The sequence below is a fragment of the Rhizobium sp. KDH_Rht_773_N genome (assembly GCF_052946295.1).
The window spans coordinates 130,585-152,733 of sequence record NZ_JBRFNB010000002.1; the positions used below are offsets into that span (position 1 = coordinate 130,585).

The window sequence follows — 22,149 nt, forward strand, 5'->3', positions numbered from 1 at the left end:
CAGGAAAGGTAAATCCATGTCACAGGCTGCGGTTTTGAACCTCCTCGGCCGGCGGGTCCGGCTCGGTCTCGTCGGTGGGGCGCAGGGCTCGCTGATCGGCCCGGTCCACCGCACTGCCGCCCGCCTGGACGATTGCTTCGAGATCGCCGCCGGCGTCTTCTCCTCCAACGCGACGCGCTCCCTGGAATCGGCGGCCGCTTTCGGCATTCCGCGCGGCTATGCCGATATCGCCTCGATGATATCGGCGGAGAAGGCGCGGCCCGACGGTATCGATGCGGTCGCCATCATGACGCCGAACGACAGCCACTACGACTACGCTGCCGCAGCCCTCGAAGCCGGGCTGGACGTCATCTGCGACAAGCCGCTCACCAATGATTTCGACAGTGCGCAGGCGCTTGCTCGCAAGGCTCGAGAAAAGGGCCGCATCCTGTCGCTCACCCATAATTATTCCGGCTATCCGATGGTGCGCGAAGCTCGCGCCGCCATTGAAGCCGGCGAGATCGGGCCGCTGCGCCTCGTCAATGTCCGCTATGTCCAGGGCTCGCTTGCCAAATATGTCGAGGCCGAGCCGGACAAGATCTCGTCCCGCGTCAAATGGCGTCTCGATGCGGCCAAGGGCGGCAAGAGCCATGTGCTCGGCGACATCGGCACGCATGCGCACCAATTGATGAGCTTCGTCACCGGGCGGCGCATCACCTCCGTGCTCGCCGACGTCGGCCCGTCGCTGCCCGGCCGCACGACCCATGACACGGCACAGATCATTCTCAGGCTCGACGATGGCACGCGCGGACAGATGCTGGTGAGCAAGGTCGCCACCGGCGCCCAGAATGTCGTCGCCATCGAAGCCTATGGCGAGGAAGGCGGTGTCTACTGGAGCCAGTCGGACGCCGACGACCTTCGTGTCATGCGCGCCAATCGTGGCGACGAAATCCGCACCCGCGGCCTGCCGTCGCTGCATCCGCTGGCGCAGCGCGCCACACGCCTGCCCGTCGGCCACCCCGAAGCCTTTTTCGAGGCCTTTGCCAATATCTATACGGATTTCGCCGAACTGGTCGCCGCGCGTATCGCCGGCTCAGCACCCGATCCGCTCGCCAGCCTGATCCCGGACGCATGGACGGGCGTCGACGGCCTCGCCTTCATCGATGCCTGCCTGCAATCGACCGAGACCGGCACCTGGGCCGATGTGAGACCGGTAGAATAAGAAGGCCCGAGCCGCTAAAAATCAGCGGCTCCCGATCCCGAGGATCGACGCGACGGTCTTGTCTTCCAGCGTCTTGCGCATGCCGGCGTCGAAGGCGGATTCTGTGACCTTGATCAGATGGTCGCTGATGAACTGGCGGCCTTCGCGCGCACCGTCATATTTGTTCTTGAAGCAGCATTCCCATTCCAGCGTCGCCCAGCCGTCGTAGCCGAGCCCCGTCAGCCGCGAGAAGATCGTCTTGAAGTCGATCTGACCGTCGCCGGGGCTGCGGAATCGGCCGGCGCGGCCGGCCCAGTCGTTGTAACCGCCATAGACGCCGGTTTTCGCCGACTTGACGAATTCGGCATCCTTGACGTGGAAGGCCCTGATGTAATCGGCATAGAGATCGATGAAGCCGATGTAGTCGACATGCTGCAGCAGGAAGTGGCTCGGATCGTAGAGCAGCTTGCAGCGGGAATGGTTTCCAATCAGGTCGAGGAAGCGCTCGAAGGTCGACCCGTCGTGCAGATCCTCGGTCGGATGCAATTCGAAGCAGATATCGACACCTTCGCTTTCGCAATGATCGAGCACCGGCCTCCAGCGCCTGGCAAGCTCCGCGAAACCCGCCGAAACCAGTTCCTGCGGTACCGGCGGATAGGGATAGAGATAGGGCCAGAGCAGCGAGCCGGAGAACGTGACCATGCGGTCGATGCCGAGACGGCGAGAGGCGGTCGCCGTCAGCTTCAGCTGCTCTTCGGCCCATTGGCGTCGTGCTTCCGGACTGCCGCGAACCTCCACGGGCGCAATCGCATCCTGCGTCACGTCGAAAGCAGGATGCACGGCCATGAGCTGGCCCTGCCGCTGGCTGGTCAGTTCCGTGAGCTCGAGACCATATCTGGCAAGCGTGCCCAGAAAGTCGTCCGCATAGGCCTGGCTTTCGGCCGCTCTCTTCACGTCGAACATATACGGGAAGAAGGTCGGCACCTGCAGAGCCTTGAAGCCGAGATCCGCCGCCCATTCGCAGAGCCCGTCGAGGGTGGAAAGACGGGCATCGGCATTGACGAACTGCGCGATGAAAAGCGCGGGACCTCTGATGGTACGCATGGACGAACTCCGTGGGGGACTGGGATGGATCAGCCGCCGGAAGCAATCTTCCTGGCGGCGTTGATCGCCTTGCGGGCACCGGAGCGCAGCTGCGCGGTTTCGGCGCCGGCAATGACGAAGGCGAAGCCGAATTTCAGAAGCTCGCCTGCGCGTTCGCCGTCACCGGCAAAGGCGCAGGCGAATTTTCCATGTGCGCTGCAGCGCGCGACGGCGTGCTGCATGGCGCTGTCGATCTCGGCGGCATTCGGCGCCACCTGATCGCCGTTCGAGAGCGCGATGGAGAGATCCGAAGGGCCGATGAAGATGCCGTCGATACCGGGCACGCCAAGAATATCGTCAATCGCCTCGAGCGCTGCGCGCGTCTCGATCATGGCAATTGCGACAGTCAGGTCATTGGCCTTCTTGAGATAGTCGTCAGCCGACAGGCCGGTATGGTTGAGCGCGAGCGACGGACCCCAGCTGCGTTCGCCGACCGGCGGATATTTGGTGGTCTTGACGAATGCCTTCGCATCCTCGGCCGAATTGATCATCGGCGCGATGATGCCGGACGCACCGGCATCGAGCAGGCGCGAGGCGGAAGCGAAATCGCCGACCGGAATGCGGGCAATCGCCGGCTTGCCGGCAATGCGCACATGGCCGACGGCGGCGGCCGCAGACGGCAAGTCCCACATCCCGTGCTGCATGTCGAGCACGACGGCATCGAAGGCCTCCTGGGCCAGATGATTGACCAGCAGCGGATCGGGAATACCCACCCAGGCAGAAATCATCTGGCTTTCATGGGTTCTGATCCGGGCCGCAAAGCCGTCGATGTCCGCTGCACTCATGGCATTCTCCTCAATTCGCCAGGCCACCAATGGCCATGTATTTGACCTCGAGGAACTCTTCGATGCCGTATTTCGAACCTTCCCGGCCGATGCCGGACTGCTTCATGCCGCCGAAAGGAGCGACTGCCGTCGAGATGAGTCCCTCGTTGATACCGACAATGCCGAATTCAAGAGCCTCGGCAACCCGGAAGATGCGGCCGACGTCACGCGCGTAGAAATAGGCGGCAAGGCCGAAGGGCGTATCGTTCGCCATTTCGATCGCCTCTTCCTCGGTCTTGAAGCGGAAAAGCGGAGCCACCGGGCCGAAGGTCTCGTCCGAAAAGATCTCCGCCTTGCGGGAGACATCCGAGAGAATGGTGGGCAGATAGAAATTGCCGCCGCGCTGATCGCGCTTGCCGCCGGAGACGATCCTGGCACCGTGTTTGACGGCATCCTCGACATGCGTCTCGACCTTCCTGACCGCCGCTTCGTCGATCAGCGGACCGAGAGTGACGCCCTCCTCCATGCCGTCGCCGAGTTTCAGCTTGGCAACGGCAGCAGCAAGCTTCTCGGCAAAGGCGTCATGCACCTTGTCCTGAACGAGAATGCGGTTGGCGCAGACGCAGGTCTGCCCGGTGTTGCGGAACTTCGAACCGATGGCACCCTTGACCGCCTCATCGAGATCGGCATCGTCGAAAACGATGAAGGGCGCGTTGCCGCCAAGTTCCATGCTGGTCTTCTTGATGGTCGGCGCGCATTCGGCAAGCAGCTTGGCGCCCACCGCGGTGCTGCCGGTGAAAGTAAGCTTGCGCACCTTCGGGCTGCCGGTGATCGCGGGACCTGTTTCAGAGGACGGTCCCGTGATGACATTGCACACGCCGGCAGGAAAACCCGCCTCCTCGGCCAGCACGGCAAGTGCGAGCGCCGAATAGGGTGTCTGGCTTGCCGGACGAATGACGCCGGTGCAGCCTGCCGCCCAGCCCGGGCCGGCCTTGCGGGTGATCATCGCCGAAGGAAAGTTCCAGGGCGTGATGGCCGCAAAAACGCCGATCGGCTGTTTCTGGACGATCAGGCGGCGCCCCGGAACGGGAGATGGGATCGTCTCGCCATAAACGCGCCTTGCCTCCTCGGCAAACCATTCGATGAAGCTTGCGGAATAGACGACCTCGCCGCGGCTTTCGGACAGCGGCTTGCCCTGCTCGATCGTCATGATTGCCGCAAGGTCCTCAAGGTTCTCGTGCATCAGTTCGGCGAGCTTCCAGAGGTGATTGGCGCGCTGCTCGGCAGTCAGCGCCGCCCATGCCTTCTGCGCCTTATAGGCAGCGTCGATCGCGCGGTTCGTCTCGACCGCGCTCATGGCCGGCACAGTGCCGATCACCTCGCCCGTCGCCGGATTGGTGACATCGTAGGTGCGGCCGCTATCGGCCTGGACCCACTGGCCACCGATATAATTCGCTTCGCGGAAAAGCTCCGGGCGGCGGAGCTTGTAGCCTGAAAGTCTTTTGATCATGACTGGATACCTTCCATGAAACGCAGCCCGAAGATCAGGCCGCCGGAATATTCTCGTCATCAGGGGCGAAATTCGATCCTCGCAACGCGTCGCAAACGGCGCGCGTCACCTCCGCCGTCGTTGCCCTGCCGCCGAGATCGGGCGTCAAAATGCCGGCAGCGCAGACCTGTTCCACCGCCGAAATGAGGATCTTTGCCGCGGCCGTCTCGCCAAGATGCTCCAGCATCAGCGAGGCCGTCCAGAAGCTCGCGACGGGATTGGCGATGCCCTTGCCGGTAATGTCGAAGGCCGAACCGTGAATGGGCTCGAACATGGACGGGAAACGGCGTTCGGGATCGACATTGCCCGTCGGCGCAATGCCGAGCGAGCCGGCGAGTGCCGCCGCAAGATCGGAGAGGATGTCGGCATGCAGATTGGTCGCAACGACCGTGTCGATGCTCTTCGGTTTTGCGACCATGCGGAACGTCATGGCGTCCACCAGTTCCTTGTCCCAGGTCACGTCCGGGAAATCCCCGGCGACCTCGGCGGCAATCTCATCCCACAGCACGAGGCCGTGGCGTTGCGCATTGGACTTGGTGACGACCGTCAGGAGCTTGCGCGGCCGCTTCTGCGCCTCGCGGAAGGCAAAGCGCATGATGCGCTCGACGCCGCGCCGGGTGAAGATCGAGGTTTCTGTGGCCACCTCTTCCGGCAGGCCGATATGGGCGCGGCCGCCATGACCGGAATATTCGCCCTCGGAGTTTTCACGCACGATCAGCCAGTCGAGATCGCCTTCCTCGACACCGCGCAGCGGGCTTTTCACACCGGGAAAGATGCGGGTCGGGCGGATATTGGCGTATTGATCGAGACGCTGGCAGATCGGCAGGCGCAGGCCCCAGAGCGTCACGTGATCGGGCACGTCAGGCGCGCCGACGGCGCCGAAATAGATAGCGTCGGCTTCCTTGAGCAGAGACAGGGCGTTGTCCGGCATGAAGGCGCCGGTCTTCCGGTAGCGCTCACTGCCCCAGTCATAGTGGTCGACATCGAGCGTGAAAGTGCCGGCGCGCGCGGCCAGCACCTCAAGCACTTCGAGGCCGGCTGCGATGACTTCGGGGCCGATGCCGTCGCCCGGAACGGAGGCGATGCGATAGCGGCGAGGCTGATTGGTATTGGCGTTCATGGGACCCCCACTAAATCGTCAGATGAGGCCGCCATTGATCAGCAGCATCTGCTTGGTAATCATCCGGCTGTCATCGGCGGCGAGGAAGAGGCAGGCATTGGCCACGTCCTCGACCTTGATCTCTTCGGGGATGCATTGCAGCTTCAGCCCGTCGGCGATCTTGATTTCATCCTGGTACCAGAGCTCTCGCTGACGCGGCGTAATGACCATGCCGGGCGCCAACGCATTGACGCGAATGCGGAATTCGCCGACCTGCCGGGCGAGCGAATTGGTAAAGCCGACGATCGCGGCCTTTGCGGTGCTGTAGGCCTGCATTTCGCGAATGCCGCGCACCCAGGCGCCCGATGTCATGTTGATGATCGAGCCGTAGCCGAGTTCGCGCATCTGCGGCACCACCGCCTGCGCGGCAAAGAAGACGTGGCGCAGGTTGACAGCCATCATCCAGTCGAACTCCTCAACGCTGACATCGAGGAAATTCGCCCGCTTGTCATTGGCGGCATTGTTGACGAGCACGCCGACCGGTCCGAAATGCGCCTTCACATCCGCCATCGCCGCGCGCACCGCTTCGATATCGGTCAGGTCGCATTGCAGGAATTTGGCGTTGGCGCCGCCGGCCGACAGTTCCGCAGCAAGCTTGTTTCCAGCATCCTCCTGCAGGTCGAGAAAAGCAACATTCGATCCGTTGCCGGCAAAGGCGCGAACGAGCGCTTCACCGATGCCCGAGGCTCCGCCGGTGACGACAACCGTCCGGCCCTTGAGACTCGGGAACTGAGTCCTTTCCATATGACTGCCGCTCCTCCCGGCTTCATGTCTGGTTGCCCGCGCTTGCGCGGACAGAAGGTGGGGACGACGACGTCAGAGACGCTCGATCGCCTTGATGATCTCGCCGCTGGCGCGGGTGCGGTGCCCTTCGGCCGCGGCGCGGGCGCCGAGCGTGTCGCCGGCGCGGATTGCGGATATGATGACGCGGTGCTCCTGCACCGACGCGTGCGGCAGCGGGCGGAACTGCAAGGTGACGGTGCGGGCGCGCTGTGCCTGATCGACCATGGTCGCCGCCATCTTTGCCAAGCGCTGGTTGCCACACTCGCTGACGAGCACACGATGGAACTGATCGTCGGCGCGCGCCCAGCCGCGCAGATCCTCGGCCTTCAGCGCCCGCTCCATCTGGTTCGTCGCATCTTCCATCATGCGGATGGAAGCTTCGGCCCGTTCCGGATGCTCGGCCAGCAGCATCGCCGCCATGCCCTCCATGGCGACCAGCACCTGATAGACCTCGACCATATCGGCCGCCGAGATCGGCAGCACCTGCACGCCGCGGCGCGGCAGCACCCGCACAAGGCCTTCGTGCTGCAGACGGATGACCGCCTCGTGCACCGGCGTGCGGCTCATATTGAGCTGATCGGCAATGCGATGCTCCACCGCCTGGTAGCCGGCCGGCAACGTGCCATCCAGGATGCTCGCCTTCAGTGCCCGATAGGCGTCCTCGACCAGCGATTCCTTCTTGTCGACCCGCGCTTCGAGATCGTGCGGGTAAACGCGCAATGCGCTGGTGCCAGAATGAGGAAAAGTCGGGTCCGCCATCAAAGATACTGCCGTCGCCGGTCCGTTATTTGCGATTGCTCATAGTCGTTTTTGCCGGCTCCCGCTTGACGGAAGCGACAATTTATGCGCTCTTGCATACCAGATAACATTTTATCAAGCAAGCGGCCAAGCGCCTTCGAAGTTGCATCATGAAGATCACATCCATTCACGGCTATCACCTCGCCTTCCAGCTTCCGGAAGCGGTCGGAAATTCGACCGGCTTCTTCGACCGGCGCGAGGCCTTCGTGCTGCGCCTCGAAGGAGAAGGCGGCATCAGCGGCTGGGGCGAGGCAAGTGCGGCCCAGCAGGCGGTTTCGGGTTATATTCGCCAGAAGCTCGCCAAGCTCGTGCTCGGCAGGCCAGCGCACGAAACCGGCAGGCGTTATGCGGAAATAACCGAGGGTTTCGGTTACGACCGGCAGGGAACGGCGATGCTGGCCGTGTCGGCTGTCGATATGGCGCTGCACGATGCGGCGGCCCGCGAACAGGGCGTCTCGATCGCCACCATGCTCGGCGGCGCGCTGCGCGAGCGCGTGCTCGCCTATGCGAGCGGGCCTTTTTTCAAGCCTGACGGAGATCCCTACCGCGATTTCGAGAAGGACGCGGATGCGCTGCTGGAGCGGAATTTCAGGGCGATCAAGCCGCGCTGCGGCTACACGCCGGAAGCCGACGGTCGCATGGCACTGGCGCTGCGACGGCAGCTCGGCTGGGACCGGGCGCTGATGGTCGACATCAATCAGGGCTATACGGCTGCGGCGGCGCTGGATTCCGCGCGGCACATGCAGGAGGCCGGCCTGCTCTGGATCGAGGAGCCTGTGCGGCCGGATGACATTCCAGGCTACCGGCGCATGGCCGAGGGGAGCGCGACAGCAATCGCCGGCGGCGAGTCGCTCTCCACGCTTGCCGGCTTCCGTGATTTCCTTGCTGCCGGCTGCGTTTCCGTACTGCAGCCGGATCTCAGCATTTGCGGCGGCTATACCGGCTTCAAGAAGGTCGCAGCACTTGCGGAAGCCTATGGCATTCCCGTCATGCCGCATGTTTTCGGCACGGTCGTCAATCTCTACAGCTCGCTGCAGATGGCCGCGACACTGAAGGCCTATCGCGGCGGCGGTCCGCTGCCCTATCCGTTCATCGAATGCGATGCGACGCACAATCCGCTGCTGGAACTCGCCGGCCGGGTCAACCCGGATGCCGACGGCTGCATCGCCATTCCCGACGGTCCCGGCATCGGCCTGACACTGACCGAGGAAGAGCTCGCCCCCTTCGTGACGGAACACTGGGTCGAGCGCCTCTGATTTCTATTCGTTCTTCAATTGCAAGGCGGCGGGCGTTTTCCGCCGCCATTACCATGGGAGTGAGACGTGGAACCTGTAAAAATCGGCATTATCGGCACCGGCAACATCAGTGACTGGTACCTTCGCGGCGCTGCGCGCTCGAACCTCATCAAGGTGAAGGCCATCGCCGACATCCGCCTTGATGTCGCCAGGGCCAAGGCCGAGACCTTCGGCACGCAGGCCGTTACCGTCGAAGACCTGCTGGCCGATCCCGAAATCGAGATCGTCATGAACCTGACGCTGCCGATGGTGCATGCCGAGGTCAGCCGCAGGATCCTCGAGGCCGGCAAACACGTCTATGTCGAGAAACCCATCACCGCGACCTTCGCCGAAGCCGGCCCGATCCTGAAGCTCGCCAAAGAGAAGGGCCTGCGCATCGGCGGTGCGCCAGATACGTTTCTCGGCGGCGCGCACCAGGCGGCGCGCGGTCTCGTCGATGCCGGCGCGATCGGCCGGCCCGTCGGCGGCGCCGTCACCTTCATGACGCGCAGCTCGGCACATCGCTACGCCAATCCGACGTTCTTTATCTTCAAGCAAGGCGGCGGCCCGATGCTCGACATGGGCGCCTATTACATCACGCAGCTCATCAACATCATGGGACCGGTCAAGCGCGTCACGGCCGTCTCGACCAACGGCATCCCGCGCCGTGAGGTCATCGAAGGCCCGCTGAAAGGCTCCGTCATCGATGTCGAAGTGCCGACCTTCCACAATGGCGCGATCCAGTTCGCCAACGGCGCCAATGTGGCGATCTCGCTGTCCTGGGAGGTTCATCGCCACCGCCGCTCGCATACCGAGATCTACGGCACCGAGGGCAGCCTGACGATGACCGATCCGAATTTCTTCGGCGGCACGCCGCAGATTACCAGGGGCAACGGCGACTGGACCGATATCGACACTTCGGCCTACGCCTTCGGCAAGCCGAACCGCGTGATGGATGACGGTCGCTCGGAAGGCGACTACCGCATGATCGGCGTCGTCGACATGGCGATGGCAATCCGCAACAACCGCCCGCACCGCGCAAATGGCGATATGTGCATGCATGTTCTCGAAGTTCTTGAAGGTTTCGAGCGCTCCTCCAATGAAGGACGCCACATCGAAATTGCGACGCCCTGCGAACGTCCGGCCGCCGTGCCGAAGGGCACCGACGAGGAAGTCTTCACCGTCTGAAATGCATCCTCCCAAAGGCTGACGGCCAGGCCGGAGCGGATCATGTGCGATCCGCTCCGGCTTTCTTTTTGTCCCTTTTATTTGACGCGCAGCGATGTGATCACGCCATTGCCGCGAGAAGGGTTGACGGGTTCCGAATTTTGTGGCTTGTTGCATACCACGAATGTTGACAATCCTGTTGCCATCAATGCATACCAGAAAAAATGCATTTAGGCATGGTTTTGAGGCCGGCCTTAATTTCATTGGATAACCGGCGCTGGCGGTACACGCCGCAGCGCCGGCCGGAAAGCGGGCCGGCCGGTCCGTCTAGCCAAAGTCTTTGGAGGAGTTGCACAAATGACTGCCCTTTCGCCGCGCGTCACGCCCGATGGATATCGCATTGCCATCAACCCTATTCAGTGGGTCGCTTCCGACGACGGCCACCTTGACCGCAGCCTTCAGCCGCCGCTCCCCGACCTGCTTGCTCAGATCAAGAAAGCCGGCTTCCCCGCCGCCGTCGTTACCGCGCCGGGTGTTTCGCTGGACGATTACAAGAGGGCCTATGCCGCTGCCGGCATGCTGCCTGCGCCCGCCTATTTCGGCACGCCAAGCCCGGAAGCAGGCGTTCCGCTCGCCTCCACACTGGAAGAAGCCAAGGCTTTCGGCGCCCGTCAGGCTTCGCTCGGCCTGAAGGACACGTTCATTGCCGTTCACATGCCGCCGGTCGTTCGCCCGCGTGTCGATACACCTGCGATTGGCGTTGGTTTCGATCAGGGGCGCCTCAACCAGGTCATCGACGAACTCGGCAAGGCCGCGGAGGTCATCAAGGCCGAAGGCGTGATGCCGGCCTTGCACCCGCATGTCGGCACCTGGATCGAAACCGAAGACGAGACCCGGCAGACGCTCGACGCGATCGGCGCCGGCACGCTGAATTTCGGCCCGGACAGCGGCCATCTCTCCTGGGCGGGCGCTGATGTCATCGGCCTTTTCCGCAGCTATCGCGACCGCATTTCGATCATGCATCTCAAGGATATCCGCCTCGACGTGCGCGAAGCCTCGATGAAGGCGGGCAAGAGTTATCCGGAAGCCGCACTCGCCGGCCTCTGGGCGGAGCCCGGTAACGGCAATCTCGACATCAAGGCAATGATCGCCGAGCTCGGCGCCGGCTTCGACGGCTGGCTTATTGCCGAAGTCGATCGTCCGACGATGCCGCCTTACGAGAGCGCCATCGTCAGCGCCAACTATCTGCGCGCGCTGAAGCGGCCCGCCGCAGCCGCGTAAGACCATGAATTTGGCCCGGCAGATCATGTCCGGGCCGAATGCCCGACGAGGAACGGGCAGAGCGGCATTTCGCAAAATGGGAGGAAGAGACGTGAAACATATCCTGAAGTCGGCGCTCGCAAGCGTCGTTATCTTTGCCGGAACGGGTGCAGCAATCGCCCAGGACGGCCCGCATGCAGAAGTCATCCACTGGTGGACGTCGGGCGGTGAATCCGCGGCCGTCAAGACCTTTGCCGATTCCTTCTCAAAGGCCGGCGGCGTCTGGGTCGATGCGGCAATCGCCGGCGGTGACAATGCTCGCGCCGCAGCCGTCAACCGCATGATCGGCGGCAATCCGCCGGCTGCGGTGCAGTTCAATATCGGCAAGCAGTTCGACGACCTCGTCGACCAGGGTCTGCTGCGCAATCTCGACGACATTGCTGCGGCCAACAAGTGGAAGGAAACGCTTCCGAAGCCGGTTCTGGATTCCATCACCCGCAACGGACACATCTATGCCGCGCCGATCGATATCCACGGCCAGAACTGGATGTGGTATTCGAAGCCCGCTTTCGAGAAGGCGGGCATCACCAATCCGCCCGCGAATTTCGACGAGCTTTTCGCCGACCTCGACAAGCTGAAGGCAGCCGGCGTCGTGCCGCTCGCGCTCAACGGTCAGGCCCGCCACATGGCGTTGATCTTCAATTCGCTGCTGCTGGCAGAAGGCGGCCATGACCTTTACCTGAGGGTCTATCGCGATCACGACGCCGACGCCGTCAACTCGCCCGAGTTCAAGAAGATCGTCGAGCGCTTCGGCAAGTTCCGCGCCTATACCGATGCCGGCTTCACCAGCCGCCTGTGGAACGACGCGACCTCGATGCTGATCAAGAATACTGCCGGCGTGCAGTTCATGGGTGACTGGGCAAAGGGTGAGTTCACGGTTGCGCAGAAGAAGCAGGGCACCGATTACGGCTGCATCGTCGGCCCCGGCACCCATAACTACATCATTGGCGGCGACGTCTTCATCTTCCCGAAGAGTTCCGATGCCAAGCAGACGGCAGCGCAGGATCTGCTCGCCAAGACGCTTCTGACGCCTGAGGCCCTGATCGCCTTCAACCTTAAGAAGGGCGGCATTCCGACACGAACCGACGTCGACATGTCCGCATTCGACCAGTGTGCGCAGGATGCCGCCTCCTACATCAAGGATCCGGCAAACCAGCTTCCTGACTACGGTCTCGTCATGCCCCCGGATGTCGTCGGCAGCATCCAGGATCTGGTCAGCGAATATTTCACCGACCCGAATTTCGCGGTCGATGATTTCATCTCCCGCTTCGCCGACGCCATCCAGACGGCTGGCTGATCGCTCCATACACAGGCCGGCGGAGCGTCTTCGACGCCCGCCGGCGTTTCCCCTGTTTCCGAGGACGGTGATGAAGCCCAGGTTCTGGCAAAACATCATGGCGACGCTGAGCTTGCTGCCTGCATGGGCGGTGCTGCTGGTTGCCTATGCCGGATCGATGATATGGTCGATCCAGATCTCCTTTACCTCGTCGAGAGCCCTGCCGGTTTCGAACTATGTCGGCTTCGACCAGTACGAGCGGCTGTTCAGCACTTCGCGCTGGCTGATCTCGCTCGAGAACCTGGTCATCTTCGGCATCCTTTTCGTCGTCATCTGTCTGGTGCTCGGGTTTCTTCTGGCGGTCTCGCTCGACCAGCGCATCCGCTTCGAGAACGGTTTCCGCACCATCTTTCTCTATCCGCACGCCATGTCCTTCATCGTCACCGGCCTCATCTGGCAATGGCTGCTGAACCCGACGCTCGGCATCCAGAAGGGAGTGCGCGATCTCGGCTGGCAAAGCTTTACCTTCGACTGGATCGTCAGCCGTGACCTTGCCATCTACGCGCTCGTCATCGCCGGCGTCTGGCAGGCGGCGGGCCTCGTCATGGTGCTGATGCTGGCGGGACTGCGTGGCATCGACAGCGAGCTCTGGAAGGCGACCCGCGTCGACGGCATTCCGGCCTGGCGCGTCTATCTGTCGATCGTGCTGCCGCTGATCCGCCCGATGATCGTCACTTCGGTGGTGCTGCTCGGCATCGGCGTCGTCAAGTCCTACGACCTTGTTGTCGCGCTGACAGGCGGCGGCCCGGGCATGTCGTCCGAACTGCCCGGCAAGTTCGTCATGGACTATCTCTTCGAACGCCAGAACATCGGCCTTGCGCTTGCGGCTTCCACCGTGATGCTGATCACCGTGCTCGCCGTTCTCGTGCCCTGGCTTTATTTCCAATATTTCCGCAAATCCGGAAGGAGCCCGGCATGAGCCTCTCAGCCACGGCAACCTCACCCCTATCCGCCGCCAAGGGAAGCGCCGTGACCGCGCGCGGTCGCAAGCGGCAGACGCTGACGGCCGGCCGCATCGGCCTCTACGTCTTCCTGCTTGTCTCCGCCGCCTTCTTCCTGCTGCCGGCCTATGTGATGGTCGTGACCTCGCTGAAGCCGATGGACGAAATCCGCGACGGCCAGATCTTCGCCTTCCCGCACACGCTGACCTTCGAGGCGTGGCGGGCCGCGTGGTCGAGCGCCTGTACGGGCCTTGCCTGCAACGGCATCAGTGTCGGCTTCTGGAATTCGATCAAGATCCTTGTGCCGAGCGTCTTCTTCTCGATCGCCGCCGGCGCCCTCAACGGCTACGCCATGTCCTTCTGGCGGGTGAAGGGGGCCGATATCCTATTCGCCAGCCTGCTGCTCGGCGCCTTCATTCCCTATCAGGTCTTCATGTACCCGCTGGTGCTGATTTCCTCGAAGATCGGCATCTACAATTCGGTCGCCGGCGTCGTCGTGGTTCATACGATCTTCGGCATGCCGCTGATGACGCTGCTTTTTCGCAACTATTATTCCAGCCTGCCGGTGGAACTCTTCAAGGCGGCGCGCATCGACGGCGCGGGCTTCTGGCGCATCTTTCTCTGGGTGATGATCCCGATGTCGACGCCGATCATCATCGTCGCAGTCATCCTGCAGGTCACCGGCATCTGGAACGACTTCATCCTCGGCCTGATCTTTGCCGGGCGCGAGAACCAGCCGATGACCGTGCAGCTCAACAATATCGTCAATTCAGTCACCGGCGAGCGCCTGTACAACCTCAACATGGCCGCGACCATCCTGACCGCCGCCGTGCCGTTGCTGTGCTACTTCGTCTCCGGCCGCTGGTTCGTGCGCGGCATCGCAGCCGGCGCCATCAAGGGATAAAGACATGCAGACTTCCGTTGCGATCAAGGATCTGGCCATCGAATTCGGCGCCGTCAAAGTGATCGAGAAGCTCGATCTCAACGTCGGACGCGGCGAATTCGTCGTCCTGCTCGGCCCGTCGGGCTGCGGCAAATCCACCCTTCTGAACGCCATTGCCGGCCTAATCGATATCGTCGACGGCGAGGTCTGGATTTCGGACAAGAACGTCACATGGTCCGAGCCGAAGGATCGTGGCATCGGCATGGTGTTCCAGTCCTATGCGCTCTACCCGCAGATGAGCGTGCGCCAGAACCTCTCCTTCGGCCTGAAGGTCGCCGGCCTGCCGCGAGAGGAAACGGAACGGCGCGTCGGCAAGGCCGCATCCATGCTGCAGCTCGAGGCTCTGCTCGACCGCAAACCGTCGGAACTGTCGGGCGGCCAGCGCCAGCGTGTCGCGATCGGCCGTGCGCTGGTGCGCAATGTCGATGTCTTCCTGTTCGACGAGCCTCTGTCCAACCTTGACGCCAAGCTCCGCAACGAGCTGCGCGTCGAGATCAAGCGGCTCCATCAGGAGCTTGGCAACACGATGATCTATGTCACCCACGACCAAATCGAGGCGTTGACGCTGGCGGACCGCATCGCCGTCATGCGCAAGGGAGTGATCGAGCAGTTTGCGACACCGCACGAGATCTATCACCGCCCCGCCAACACCTTCATTGCCGGGTTCATCGGCTCGCCGACCATGAACTTCCTGAAGGGTGCGCTGGAGAGGACCGGCGATACCCTGACCTTCATCGGTACGGCCGAGGCCCGTTTCGACGTCAGCTCCCATGCGAATATCGCTTCCCATGCCGGCAAGCCGGTCGTTCTCGGCATTCGTCCGGAGCACATGGTTCTCGGGCCTGCCACCGACACCCGCATGCATGCGGGCAAGGCAACCGTGAAAGTGGTGGAACCGATGGGGGCGGATACCGTCGTCTGGGTCGATTTCGGCGGCGATCTGCGCGGCATGCGCATTGCCGGCGATCCGACCGTTGCGCCTGGCGATACGGTCGACTTCCACTTTCCGCCGGAACGCGTGAGCTTCTTCGAAGCCGAAAACGGCGTGCGGATTTGAAATATCAGCCACGGCATTGAACTTTCGGCGCAACAGGGCCGCTCAGTTCTTGCACCAGAAGCCAAGATTCTCGACAATATTGTTGCGATATTCGCCGCACGCGTGTAGGGCGCGGAAGACTATGAATATGCGACAGGAGACAGCGTGGATCAGATCGAGACGCAGGATGACACTTCATCTGTAGCCCCCATCGAACGGATCGTGCGCAGCCTTGAGGAAGAAATCGTACTCGGGCGGCTGAGACCACGCGAGCGCCTGCTTGAGGAGGAACTGGCCAAGCATTTCGATGCCAAGCGCCACGTGATCCGCGCAGCGCTCGCCGAACTGGAGACGATGGGCATCATCGTCCGCCAGCCGAACAAGGGCGCGGCCGTGCGCGATTTCTCGCCTCTGGAGGTCGAGCAGATCTATGACGTGCGGCTGCTGCTTGAAGGCCACGCCGCCTCGATCATGCCGCTGCCGGCGGCACCCGAGGTGCTGGAGAAGCTGCGCCTCATCCACGCCCGCCACAGCAAGGCGGTCGACGACCAGGAACCGCGCACGGTTTTCCGCGCCAACCTGGAATTCCACCGCGTGCTTTTCGGCGCCTGCGGCAATCCCTATCTGGCCGAACAGATCGATGCGCTCGCCTCGCGCGCCCATGCGATCCGCTTCCATGCGATCACCGACGAAAGGCTCGTCAACCGCGCCCGCGAGGAGCATGGATTGATGATCGACTATATGGAGAAAGGCGACCGCGAAAAACTCGTCGAGATCGTCGGCCGCCATATCCAGCCATCGAAGGAAGCCTATCTGCGGCTGGCGAGCACGCAATGGGCGCGTCCCTTCCGCTAGGTCTCAATCAGTGCAGGCCGCCGACTCCAAGCAGCCGCTCCACGGCATCGTGATCGGCTGACAGTTCCGAGGGTGTACCGCTCCAGGCAAGCCGACCGCGCTCAAGGATGATGACGCGATCGGCAAAATCGAGAGCGCTCTGGATACGCTGCTCGACGAGCAGGATGGTCATGTCGCCGGCCTCGGCGAGCTCGGTGAAAGCCGCCATCAATTCCTCGCAGATGACGGGCGCCAATCCTTCCAGCGGTTCGTCGAGCAGCAGCACGGACGGACGACCGAGAATGGTGCGGGCCGTCGAAAGCATCTGCTGTTCGCCGCCCGAAAGCTGGTTTCCGAGGTTCCTGCGCCGCTCCTTCAGCCGCGGAAACATCGCGTAAGCTTCCTCAAGCGCCGACTTCGGCCGGCCTTTCAGGCCGACGAACAGATTTTCCTCGACTGTCAGCGTCGGGAAGACGCAGCGCGCCTGCGGCACATAACCAAGGCCGTGATGCGCACGCGCAGCACTCGGTGCATCCGTCAGATCCGTCTCGCCAAGCCGGATGCGCCCCTCATAGCGTTTCGTCTGGCCGGCGAGCGTTGCCAGCAACGTCGTCTTGCCCATGCCGTTTCGCCCGAGCACAGCAAGCCGACAGCCCGAGGGTGCGGAGAAGGAGAGGCCTTCAAGCACCTTTGTCGGACCATAGCCGGAAGAGAGATTTTCGACCTCAAGCGACATGGCTGGCATTGGCATAGCTCCCCAGATAGGCCTCACGGACACGCGCATCCTTCGTCACCTCGGACGGCGCACCGTCAAAGATGATCGCGCCGGCCGCGAGGACGATGACGCGCCTGGCGAAACGGAAAACGAGGTCCATGTCATGTTCGATCATCAGGACGGCGAGATCGGCCGGAAGATCGGCCAGCGCCTGTTCGATACGGCCGGTATCGCTCTGCGGCACGCCGGCCGCCGGTTCGTCGAGCAGCAGTACCTTGGGCTTGAGCGCAAGTGCGAGCGCGATTTCAAGAAGCCGCTGCTGGCCGTAAGCGATTTCCGCCACCTTGCGGTGCATGAGTGGACCAAGGCCGAGTTTGTCCAGCAACTCGTCCACCTCTGTCATCACGTCAGGCATGGCCAGGAAGTTTCCGATAAGGCGGCCGGTCCGGCCTTTGCGGCGCAGAACGGCGAGTGCCACATGTTCTGCGGGCGTCATATCCTGAAACAGGCGGGTGACCTGGAACGAACGCACCAGCCCTCGCCTCACCCGACCGATCGCATCCACTTTCGTCACCGTTTCGCCGGCAAGCCGCACCTCGCCGGAATCGGGCGCCAGATTGCCGGTGACGAGATTGACGAAGGTCGTCTTTCCCGCACCGTTCGGGCCGATCAGGGCAATACGATCGCCTGATGACAGCGAAAGCGAGACATCATTGGTCACAGCAAGGCCACCGAAAGCCTTCTTCAGATGGGCGACTTCGAAAACGGGGCTCATGGGCGGGCCTCCTTGCGGCGGGCGACGAAGGCTGCAGCAGTGCCGTAAAGGCCTTTGGGCGCGAAAAGCACGACCGCAATCAGCAAGGCGCCGATCATCGTCAGCCAGTGGAAGGGATTGGCGGCCGAGACATGATCTTCAAACAGCATGAAGATGACAGTGCCCGACAGCGCCCCAAACAGCGAACCGGTGCCGCCGAGCACCAGCATGACCAGCGCTTCCGCCGACTGGGTGAAGGAGAGGCTGTCGAGGCCGACGACCTGCGTGGAGATCGCGTTCAAGGCACCGCCGACGCCGGCGACTGCTCCTGACAGCACATACATTTTCGCAAGCGCCGCTTGCGGAGACGCGCCCATGGCGCGGATACGCAGCGGATCCTCCTTGATCCCCCGGCAGAGCATGCCGAAGGGGGAGCGCACGAGCAGACGCAGCAGCACGAAGACGATCAGGAGCAGCGCGACGGCGAAGACATAGGCCGTGTGGCCGTAGAGATCGAACTCGAACAAGCCGAAAATCGGATCGGGCGAAATGCCCGAAAGACCATCGCTGCCGCCCGTCCAGGAGGAGGCCTTGTTGGCAAACTCATGGAAGAGATTGATGAGCGCAATCGAAAGCACGAGTTGCGGCAGGCCGTGGGCACGAAGGATGACGGCGCCACAAAGGAGGCCGGCGATCGCCCCGCCGAGAATGCCGGCAAGCGTCATCAGCAGCGGATCGTTCATGCCGTAATGGGCCGACAAGATACCAGCCGCATAGGCGCCCGAGCCGAACAGCGCCGCATGGCCGAGCGTGGCGATGCCGGCATAACCGGTGACGAGATCGAGCGACAGGACCAGAAGCGCAATGGCGATGATGCGGGTCAGGAGCGCCAGATTGTCCGGAAAGGCGAAATAGCCGATGACGGCAGCGGCGATGATGACGGCGATGCCGCCGAGATCGCGGCTCAACGCGGTGCGCCGACGCTGGATCAGGATTTCCTTGTCTTGCAGGGCAAGCGTCATTTCGCCCTCCCGGCAAGGCCGCGCGGGAAGATGCAGATGATGGCGATAACAGCGAGATAGAAGAAGAATTCGCCGAATTCCGGCATGAGATAACGTCCTGTCGTATCGATTGCGCCAAGCAGCAGGCAGGCGATCAGCGCGCCGGGAATGGAGCCCGCACCGCCGACCGAGACGACCACGAGGAAGGTCACCATGTAGCGCAGCGCATAATAAGGCTCGACCGGCAGCAATTCCGCGCCGACGACGCCGCCGAGCGCGGCAAGGCCGACCGCAACGCCGAAGCTGACGGCATAGATGATCTCGGTGCGTACGCCGAGGGCAGCCGCCATCGCCGCATTATCGACCGAGGCGCGCAGCTTCACGCCAAAACTCGTCCTCTCGATCACGAACCAGAGGCCGAGAGCGACGGCGAGACCGCAGACGATGGCAAAGAGCCGGTGGACAGGAATGGTGCGGAAGCCAAGATCGGCCGACCCCTGCAGCGCCTCGGCAAGTGGAATGGTCTTCAGCGTCGGCCCCATAAGATAATTGGCGATGCCAATGACGCAGAAGGTGATGCCGATCGTCATCAGCACCTGCGTCAGCTCCGGAGCGCCATAGATGCGTCGGTAGAGAAAGCGCTCGATCGGAATGGCGATGATGATGGTTGCCGCAACCGCGGCAACGACCGCCACCGCATAACCGAGCCCCAGATCGCGGGCGACGTAAGACGCCACATAACCGCCGATCATCGCGAAGGCGCCATGGGCCAGGTTGACGACGCGCATCAAACCCATCGTCACCGAAAGGCCGATCGATATGACGAAAAGCACCATGCCATAGGCAAGCGCATCCACGGCTATGCTGAAGACTGTCTGCATGGAACTACCCTGCTTTGATGCGACGGACCCTGCCGGAAGCCGGCGGAAGACGCCGCCGGGCCCGTCGCATGTCTCTTTCGGAATCCGTGGCCTTTACTTGGCGGCCGCCAGGCCTGGATCACCCTGCTTTTCGAAAGTCTGGACTTCCTTGTTGATGTAGGTCCCGTCATCGGCCTTGGCGACTTCGCGCAGATAGATGTTCTGCGTGATGTGCCGGCTTTCCGGATCGATGGATACCGGGCCGCGCGGGCTCACCCACGAGAGGCCCTTTACCGCATCAACGGCCTTCTGCGCATCCTGCTTGCCGCCGGTCGCCTCGATCATCTTGTAGATGACGTACATGCCGTCATAGGCGCTGACGGCCGGGAAGGAGAGTTCGGCCTTGTTGCCGATCGCCTTGGCAGCGGCATCGACGAAAGCCTTGTTTTCCGGCGAGTCGTGCGAGACCGCATAGTGGAACGTCGTCTGGATGCCGAGTGCGGCATCACCGAGCGTCGGCAGGTCGGATTCCTGCGTCAGGTCGCCCGGCGCAAAGAACTTGATGCCGGCGGCCTTGAGGCCGTTTTCGTTGTAGGCCTTGACGAAGCCGAGCGTCGTCGGCCCAGACGGCAGGAAGGCGAAAACGCCCTGCGCGCCGGAATCCTTGATGCGCTGCATGATCGGGCTGAAGTCGTTGGTGGCAAGCGGCATGCGGATCGCCTCGACCACCTGGCCGCCCGCCTTTTCGAAACCGGCCTTGAAGGCGTTTTCGGCATCGATGCCCGGACCGTAATCGCTGACGACCGAGATCACCTTCTTCACACCGGAATCAAAGGCGACCTTGGCGATCGGGGTCGAGGTCTGCCAGGTGGTGAAGGATGTGCGCACGACGAGCGGGCTCTTGGTGACGATCGCCGAGGTCGCGGCGTTCATGATCACCATCGGCACATTGCCCTGCTTGAGGATCGGCGTCACCGCCATGGCGTCAGGCGTGAAATAGAAGCCGGCGAGATACTGCACCTTTTCCTTGACGATCAGTTCCTGAGCCAGCGCCTTGGACTGGGCCGGGTCGGCCTGCGGCACGTCGCGATAGACGACCTCGACCGTATCATCGCCGACCTTGTTGCCGTTCAGCGCCATATAGGCGTCGATACCGGCCTTGAAATTCTTGCCCTGCAGGGCAAACGGACCGGAGAACGGCCCGATCACGCCGACCTTGATCGTGTCGGCATAGGCAGTCCCGCCAAGGACCACGGCCGCGACGGCGGCGATTAGCAGCTTTTTCATTGTGACAATTCCTCCCTTTGTCAAAGGTGCAGCCCTCCATGGCATTACACCGGTCTTAAATCATCCCGTCAGAACGGCAATCCGACGTAGTTTTCCGCAAGCGCCGTCGAGGCGGCGCGGGAATGGGTGAGATAGTCGAGTTCGGCTTCCTGGATCTTCTGGTCGAAATCACCGGTATCCGGGAAACGGTGCATCATCGTCGTCATCCACCAGGAAAAGCGCACCGCCTTCCAGACGCGGGCGAGAGCCTTCTGCGAATAGGCGTCGATGCCGGCGCCGGAGCGATCCCGGTAGAATTCCCGCAAGCCCTCGAACAGATAGTGCACGTCGCTCGCAGCAAGGTTCAGCCCCTTGGCGCCGGTTGGCGGCACGATATGGGCGGCATCGCCAACCAGGAACAGGCGGCCGAAGCGCATGGGCTCGGCGACGAAGGAACGCAGCGGCGCGATTGATTTCTCGAAGGACGGCGCAGTCTTCAGCGCTTCGGCGTGATGGGCCGGCAGGCGGCGGCGGAGCTCGTCCCAGAAGCGATTGTCACCCCAGTCCTCGACCTTCTCGCCGAGCGAACACTGGATGTAATAACGGCTGCGGGTTTCCGAGCGCATGGAACAGAGCGCAAAACCGCGGGGGTGATTGGCATAGATAAGCTCGTGATTGACCGGCGCGACGTCGGCAAGCAGGCCAAGCCAGCCAAAGGGATAGAGCTTCTCGAAGGTTTTGATCGCCGTTTCCGGGACCGCCTTGCGGCTTGCGCCGTGGAAGCCGTCACAGCCCGCGATGTAATCGCAATCGATGCGGTGGGTGGCGCCGTCCTTCTCGTAGGTCACATAGGGCGCGCTGCCATCAAAATCGTGCGGCGTCACATTGGCGGCGTCGTAGATCGTCAGCGCGCCACTTGCCTCCCGCTCGGCCATCAGGTCACGCGTCACCTCCGTCTGCCCGTAGACCGTCACCCGCTTGCCGCCGGTCAGGCCGTGGAGGTCGATGCGGTGATCGCGTCCGTCGAAGGCCAGTGAAAAACCGTCATGCGGCAGGCCTTCCGCATGCAGGCGCCCGGCCGACTTCGCCTCGTCCAGGAGGCCGACCGTGCCCTCTTCCAGAACACCGGCGCGTACGCGCCCGAGAATATAGTCCTTGCCCACGCGATCGAGGATGACATTGTCGATACCGGCGCCGCTCAGCAACTGACCGAGCAGCAGACCCGAGGGTCCCGAGCCGATGATGGCGATTTGCGTGCGCAATTGCTTCCTCCCTGCAATTTGCCTTTTGCCAAATTTTGAACCGCCGGCCGCGGGGCGACAATGG

Annotated in this window: 21 protein-coding genes; 9 read left to right on the forward strand and 12 right to left on the reverse strand. The window is 62.6% G+C overall.

The features are described 5' to 3' along the window. Positions 1–16 precede the first annotated feature (16 nt). Positions 17–1,201 (forward strand): Gfo/Idh/MocA family protein, encoded by a 1,185-nt coding sequence (locus tag ACU8HS_RS22540; protein WP_447016230.1) that lies wholly within the window; start codon positions 17–19, stop codon positions 1,199–1,201. Positions 1,202–1,222: 21 nt separating this feature from the next. Here ACU8HS_RS22540 and ACU8HS_RS22545 read toward each other — a convergent pair whose 3' ends face one another. From ACU8HS_RS22545 to ACU8HS_RS22570, 6 genes are all read right to left on the reverse strand, one after another. Beyond that, complete coding sequence (locus tag ACU8HS_RS22545; protein ID WP_447016231.1) at positions 1,223–2,284, reverse strand: sugar phosphate isomerase/epimerase family protein; 1,062 nt, start codon at positions 2,282–2,284, stop codon at positions 1,223–1,225. A 29-nt stretch (positions 2,285–2,313) separates the two neighbouring features. Continuing rightward, the gene (locus ACU8HS_RS22550; protein WP_112570222.1) at positions 2,314–3,108 is read right to left on the reverse strand and encodes an aldolase/citrate lyase family protein; all 795 of its coding nucleotides are present in this window, start codon (positions 3,106–3,108) and stop codon (positions 2,314–2,316) included. A 10-nt stretch (positions 3,109–3,118) separates the two neighbouring features. Then, on the reverse strand, positions 3,119–4,597 hold the full coding sequence (locus tag ACU8HS_RS22555) for an NAD-dependent succinate-semialdehyde dehydrogenase (RefSeq protein ID WP_112570224.1): 1,479 nt from the start codon (positions 4,595–4,597) through the stop codon (positions 3,119–3,121). Between the two features lie 34 nt (positions 4,598–4,631). After that, entirely contained in the window at positions 4,632–5,756 is a 1,125-nt protein-coding gene (locus tag ACU8HS_RS22560; protein WP_112570226.1) for a tartrate dehydrogenase, read from the reverse strand. Between the two features lie 18 nt (positions 5,757–5,774). After that, positions 5,775–6,539: an SDR family NAD(P)-dependent oxidoreductase gene (locus ACU8HS_RS22565; RefSeq protein WP_447016232.1), complete on the reverse strand. Its 765-nt coding sequence runs from the start codon at positions 6,537–6,539 to the stop codon at positions 5,775–5,777. Positions 6,540–6,611: 72 nt separating this feature from the next. Next, positions 6,612–7,298, reverse strand: coding sequence for a GntR family transcriptional regulator (locus tag ACU8HS_RS22570; RefSeq protein WP_447016233.1), 687 nt, complete (start codon positions 7,296–7,298; stop codon positions 6,612–6,614). A gap of 188 nt (positions 7,299–7,486) precedes the next feature. On the opposite strand from ACU8HS_RS22570, the gene ACU8HS_RS22575 reads away from it, so the two are divergent. The 8 genes from ACU8HS_RS22575 (at position 7,487) to ACU8HS_RS22610 (ending at position 16,248) form a co-directional block, all read left to right on the forward strand. Further along, positions 7,487–8,632 carry a mandelate racemase/muconate lactonizing enzyme family protein gene (locus tag ACU8HS_RS22575; protein WP_447016234.1) on the forward strand — a complete coding sequence of 382 codons (1,146 nt, stop codon included), beginning with the start codon at positions 7,487–7,489 and terminating at the stop codon, positions 8,630–8,632. 66 nt (positions 8,633–8,698) lie between these two features. Continuing rightward, on the forward strand, positions 8,699–9,838 hold the full coding sequence (locus tag ACU8HS_RS22580) for a Gfo/Idh/MocA family protein (RefSeq protein WP_112570234.1): 1,140 nt from the start codon (positions 8,699–8,701) through the stop codon (positions 9,836–9,838). A gap of 336 nt (positions 9,839–10,174) precedes the next feature. Beyond that, on the forward strand, positions 10,175–11,098 hold the full coding sequence (locus ACU8HS_RS22585; protein WP_447016235.1) for a sugar phosphate isomerase/epimerase family protein: 924 nt from the start codon (positions 10,175–10,177) through the stop codon (positions 11,096–11,098). A gap of 91 nt (positions 11,099–11,189) precedes the next feature. After that, the gene (locus ACU8HS_RS22590; RefSeq protein WP_377312574.1) at positions 11,190–12,434 is read left to right on the forward strand and encodes an ABC transporter substrate-binding protein; all 1,245 of its coding nucleotides are present in this window, start codon (positions 11,190–11,192) and stop codon (positions 12,432–12,434) included. A 70-nt stretch (positions 12,435–12,504) separates the two neighbouring features. After that, positions 12,505–13,392: a carbohydrate ABC transporter permease gene (locus ACU8HS_RS22595; RefSeq protein WP_447016236.1), complete on the forward strand. Its 888-nt coding sequence runs from the start codon at positions 12,505–12,507 to the stop codon at positions 13,390–13,392. Beyond that, positions 13,389–14,318, forward strand: coding sequence for a carbohydrate ABC transporter permease (locus tag ACU8HS_RS22600; protein WP_113413742.1), 930 nt, complete (start codon positions 13,389–13,391; stop codon positions 14,316–14,318). Before ACU8HS_RS22595 ends, ACU8HS_RS22600 begins: the two co-directional genes overlap by 4 nt. Positions 14,319–14,322: 4 nt before the next feature. Then, positions 14,323–15,414, forward strand: coding sequence for a sn-glycerol-3-phosphate ABC transporter ATP-binding protein UgpC (locus ACU8HS_RS22605; protein ID WP_113413743.1), 1,092 nt, complete (start codon positions 14,323–14,325; stop codon positions 15,412–15,414). A gap of 144 nt (positions 15,415–15,558) precedes the next feature. Next, positions 15,559–16,248 carry a GntR family transcriptional regulator gene (locus ACU8HS_RS22610; RefSeq protein WP_377312575.1) on the forward strand — a complete coding sequence of 230 codons (690 nt, stop codon included), beginning with the start codon at positions 15,559–15,561 and terminating at the stop codon, positions 16,246–16,248. Between the two features lie 7 nt (positions 16,249–16,255). Here the strand turns inward: ACU8HS_RS22610 and ACU8HS_RS22615 are convergent, their stop codons facing one another. The 6 genes from ACU8HS_RS22615 to pobA form a co-directional block, all read right to left on the reverse strand. Then, positions 16,256–16,972, reverse strand: coding sequence for an ABC transporter ATP-binding protein (locus ACU8HS_RS22615; protein ID WP_113413744.1), 717 nt, complete (start codon positions 16,970–16,972; stop codon positions 16,256–16,258). Further along, positions 16,953–17,717 carry an ABC transporter ATP-binding protein gene (locus ACU8HS_RS22620; RefSeq protein ID WP_112570248.1) on the reverse strand — a complete coding sequence of 255 codons (765 nt, stop codon included), beginning with the start codon at positions 17,715–17,717 and terminating at the stop codon, positions 16,953–16,955. The genes ACU8HS_RS22615 and ACU8HS_RS22620 overlap by 20 nt, the downstream gene beginning before the upstream one ends. Further along, positions 17,714–18,718: a branched-chain amino acid ABC transporter permease gene (locus ACU8HS_RS22625; RefSeq protein WP_447016237.1), complete on the reverse strand. Its 1,005-nt coding sequence runs from the start codon at positions 18,716–18,718 to the stop codon at positions 17,714–17,716. The genes ACU8HS_RS22620 and ACU8HS_RS22625 overlap by 4 nt, the downstream gene beginning before the upstream one ends. Next, a complete protein-coding gene (locus ACU8HS_RS22630; protein WP_447016238.1) occupies positions 18,715–19,578 on the reverse strand; it encodes a branched-chain amino acid ABC transporter permease in 864 nt (287 codons plus the stop codon). The genes ACU8HS_RS22625 and ACU8HS_RS22630 overlap by 4 nt, the downstream gene beginning before the upstream one ends. A 93-nt stretch (positions 19,579–19,671) precedes the next feature. Next, a complete protein-coding gene (locus tag ACU8HS_RS22635) occupies positions 19,672–20,844 on the reverse strand; it encodes an ABC transporter substrate-binding protein (RefSeq protein ID WP_447016239.1) in 1,173 nt (390 codons plus the stop codon). Between the two features lie 68 nt (positions 20,845–20,912). Continuing rightward, positions 20,913–22,085: a 4-hydroxybenzoate 3-monooxygenase gene (gene pobA / locus ACU8HS_RS22640; RefSeq protein ID WP_447016240.1), complete on the reverse strand. Its 1,173-nt coding sequence runs from the start codon at positions 22,083–22,085 to the stop codon at positions 20,913–20,915. Positions 22,086–22,149: the final 64 nt, after the last annotated feature.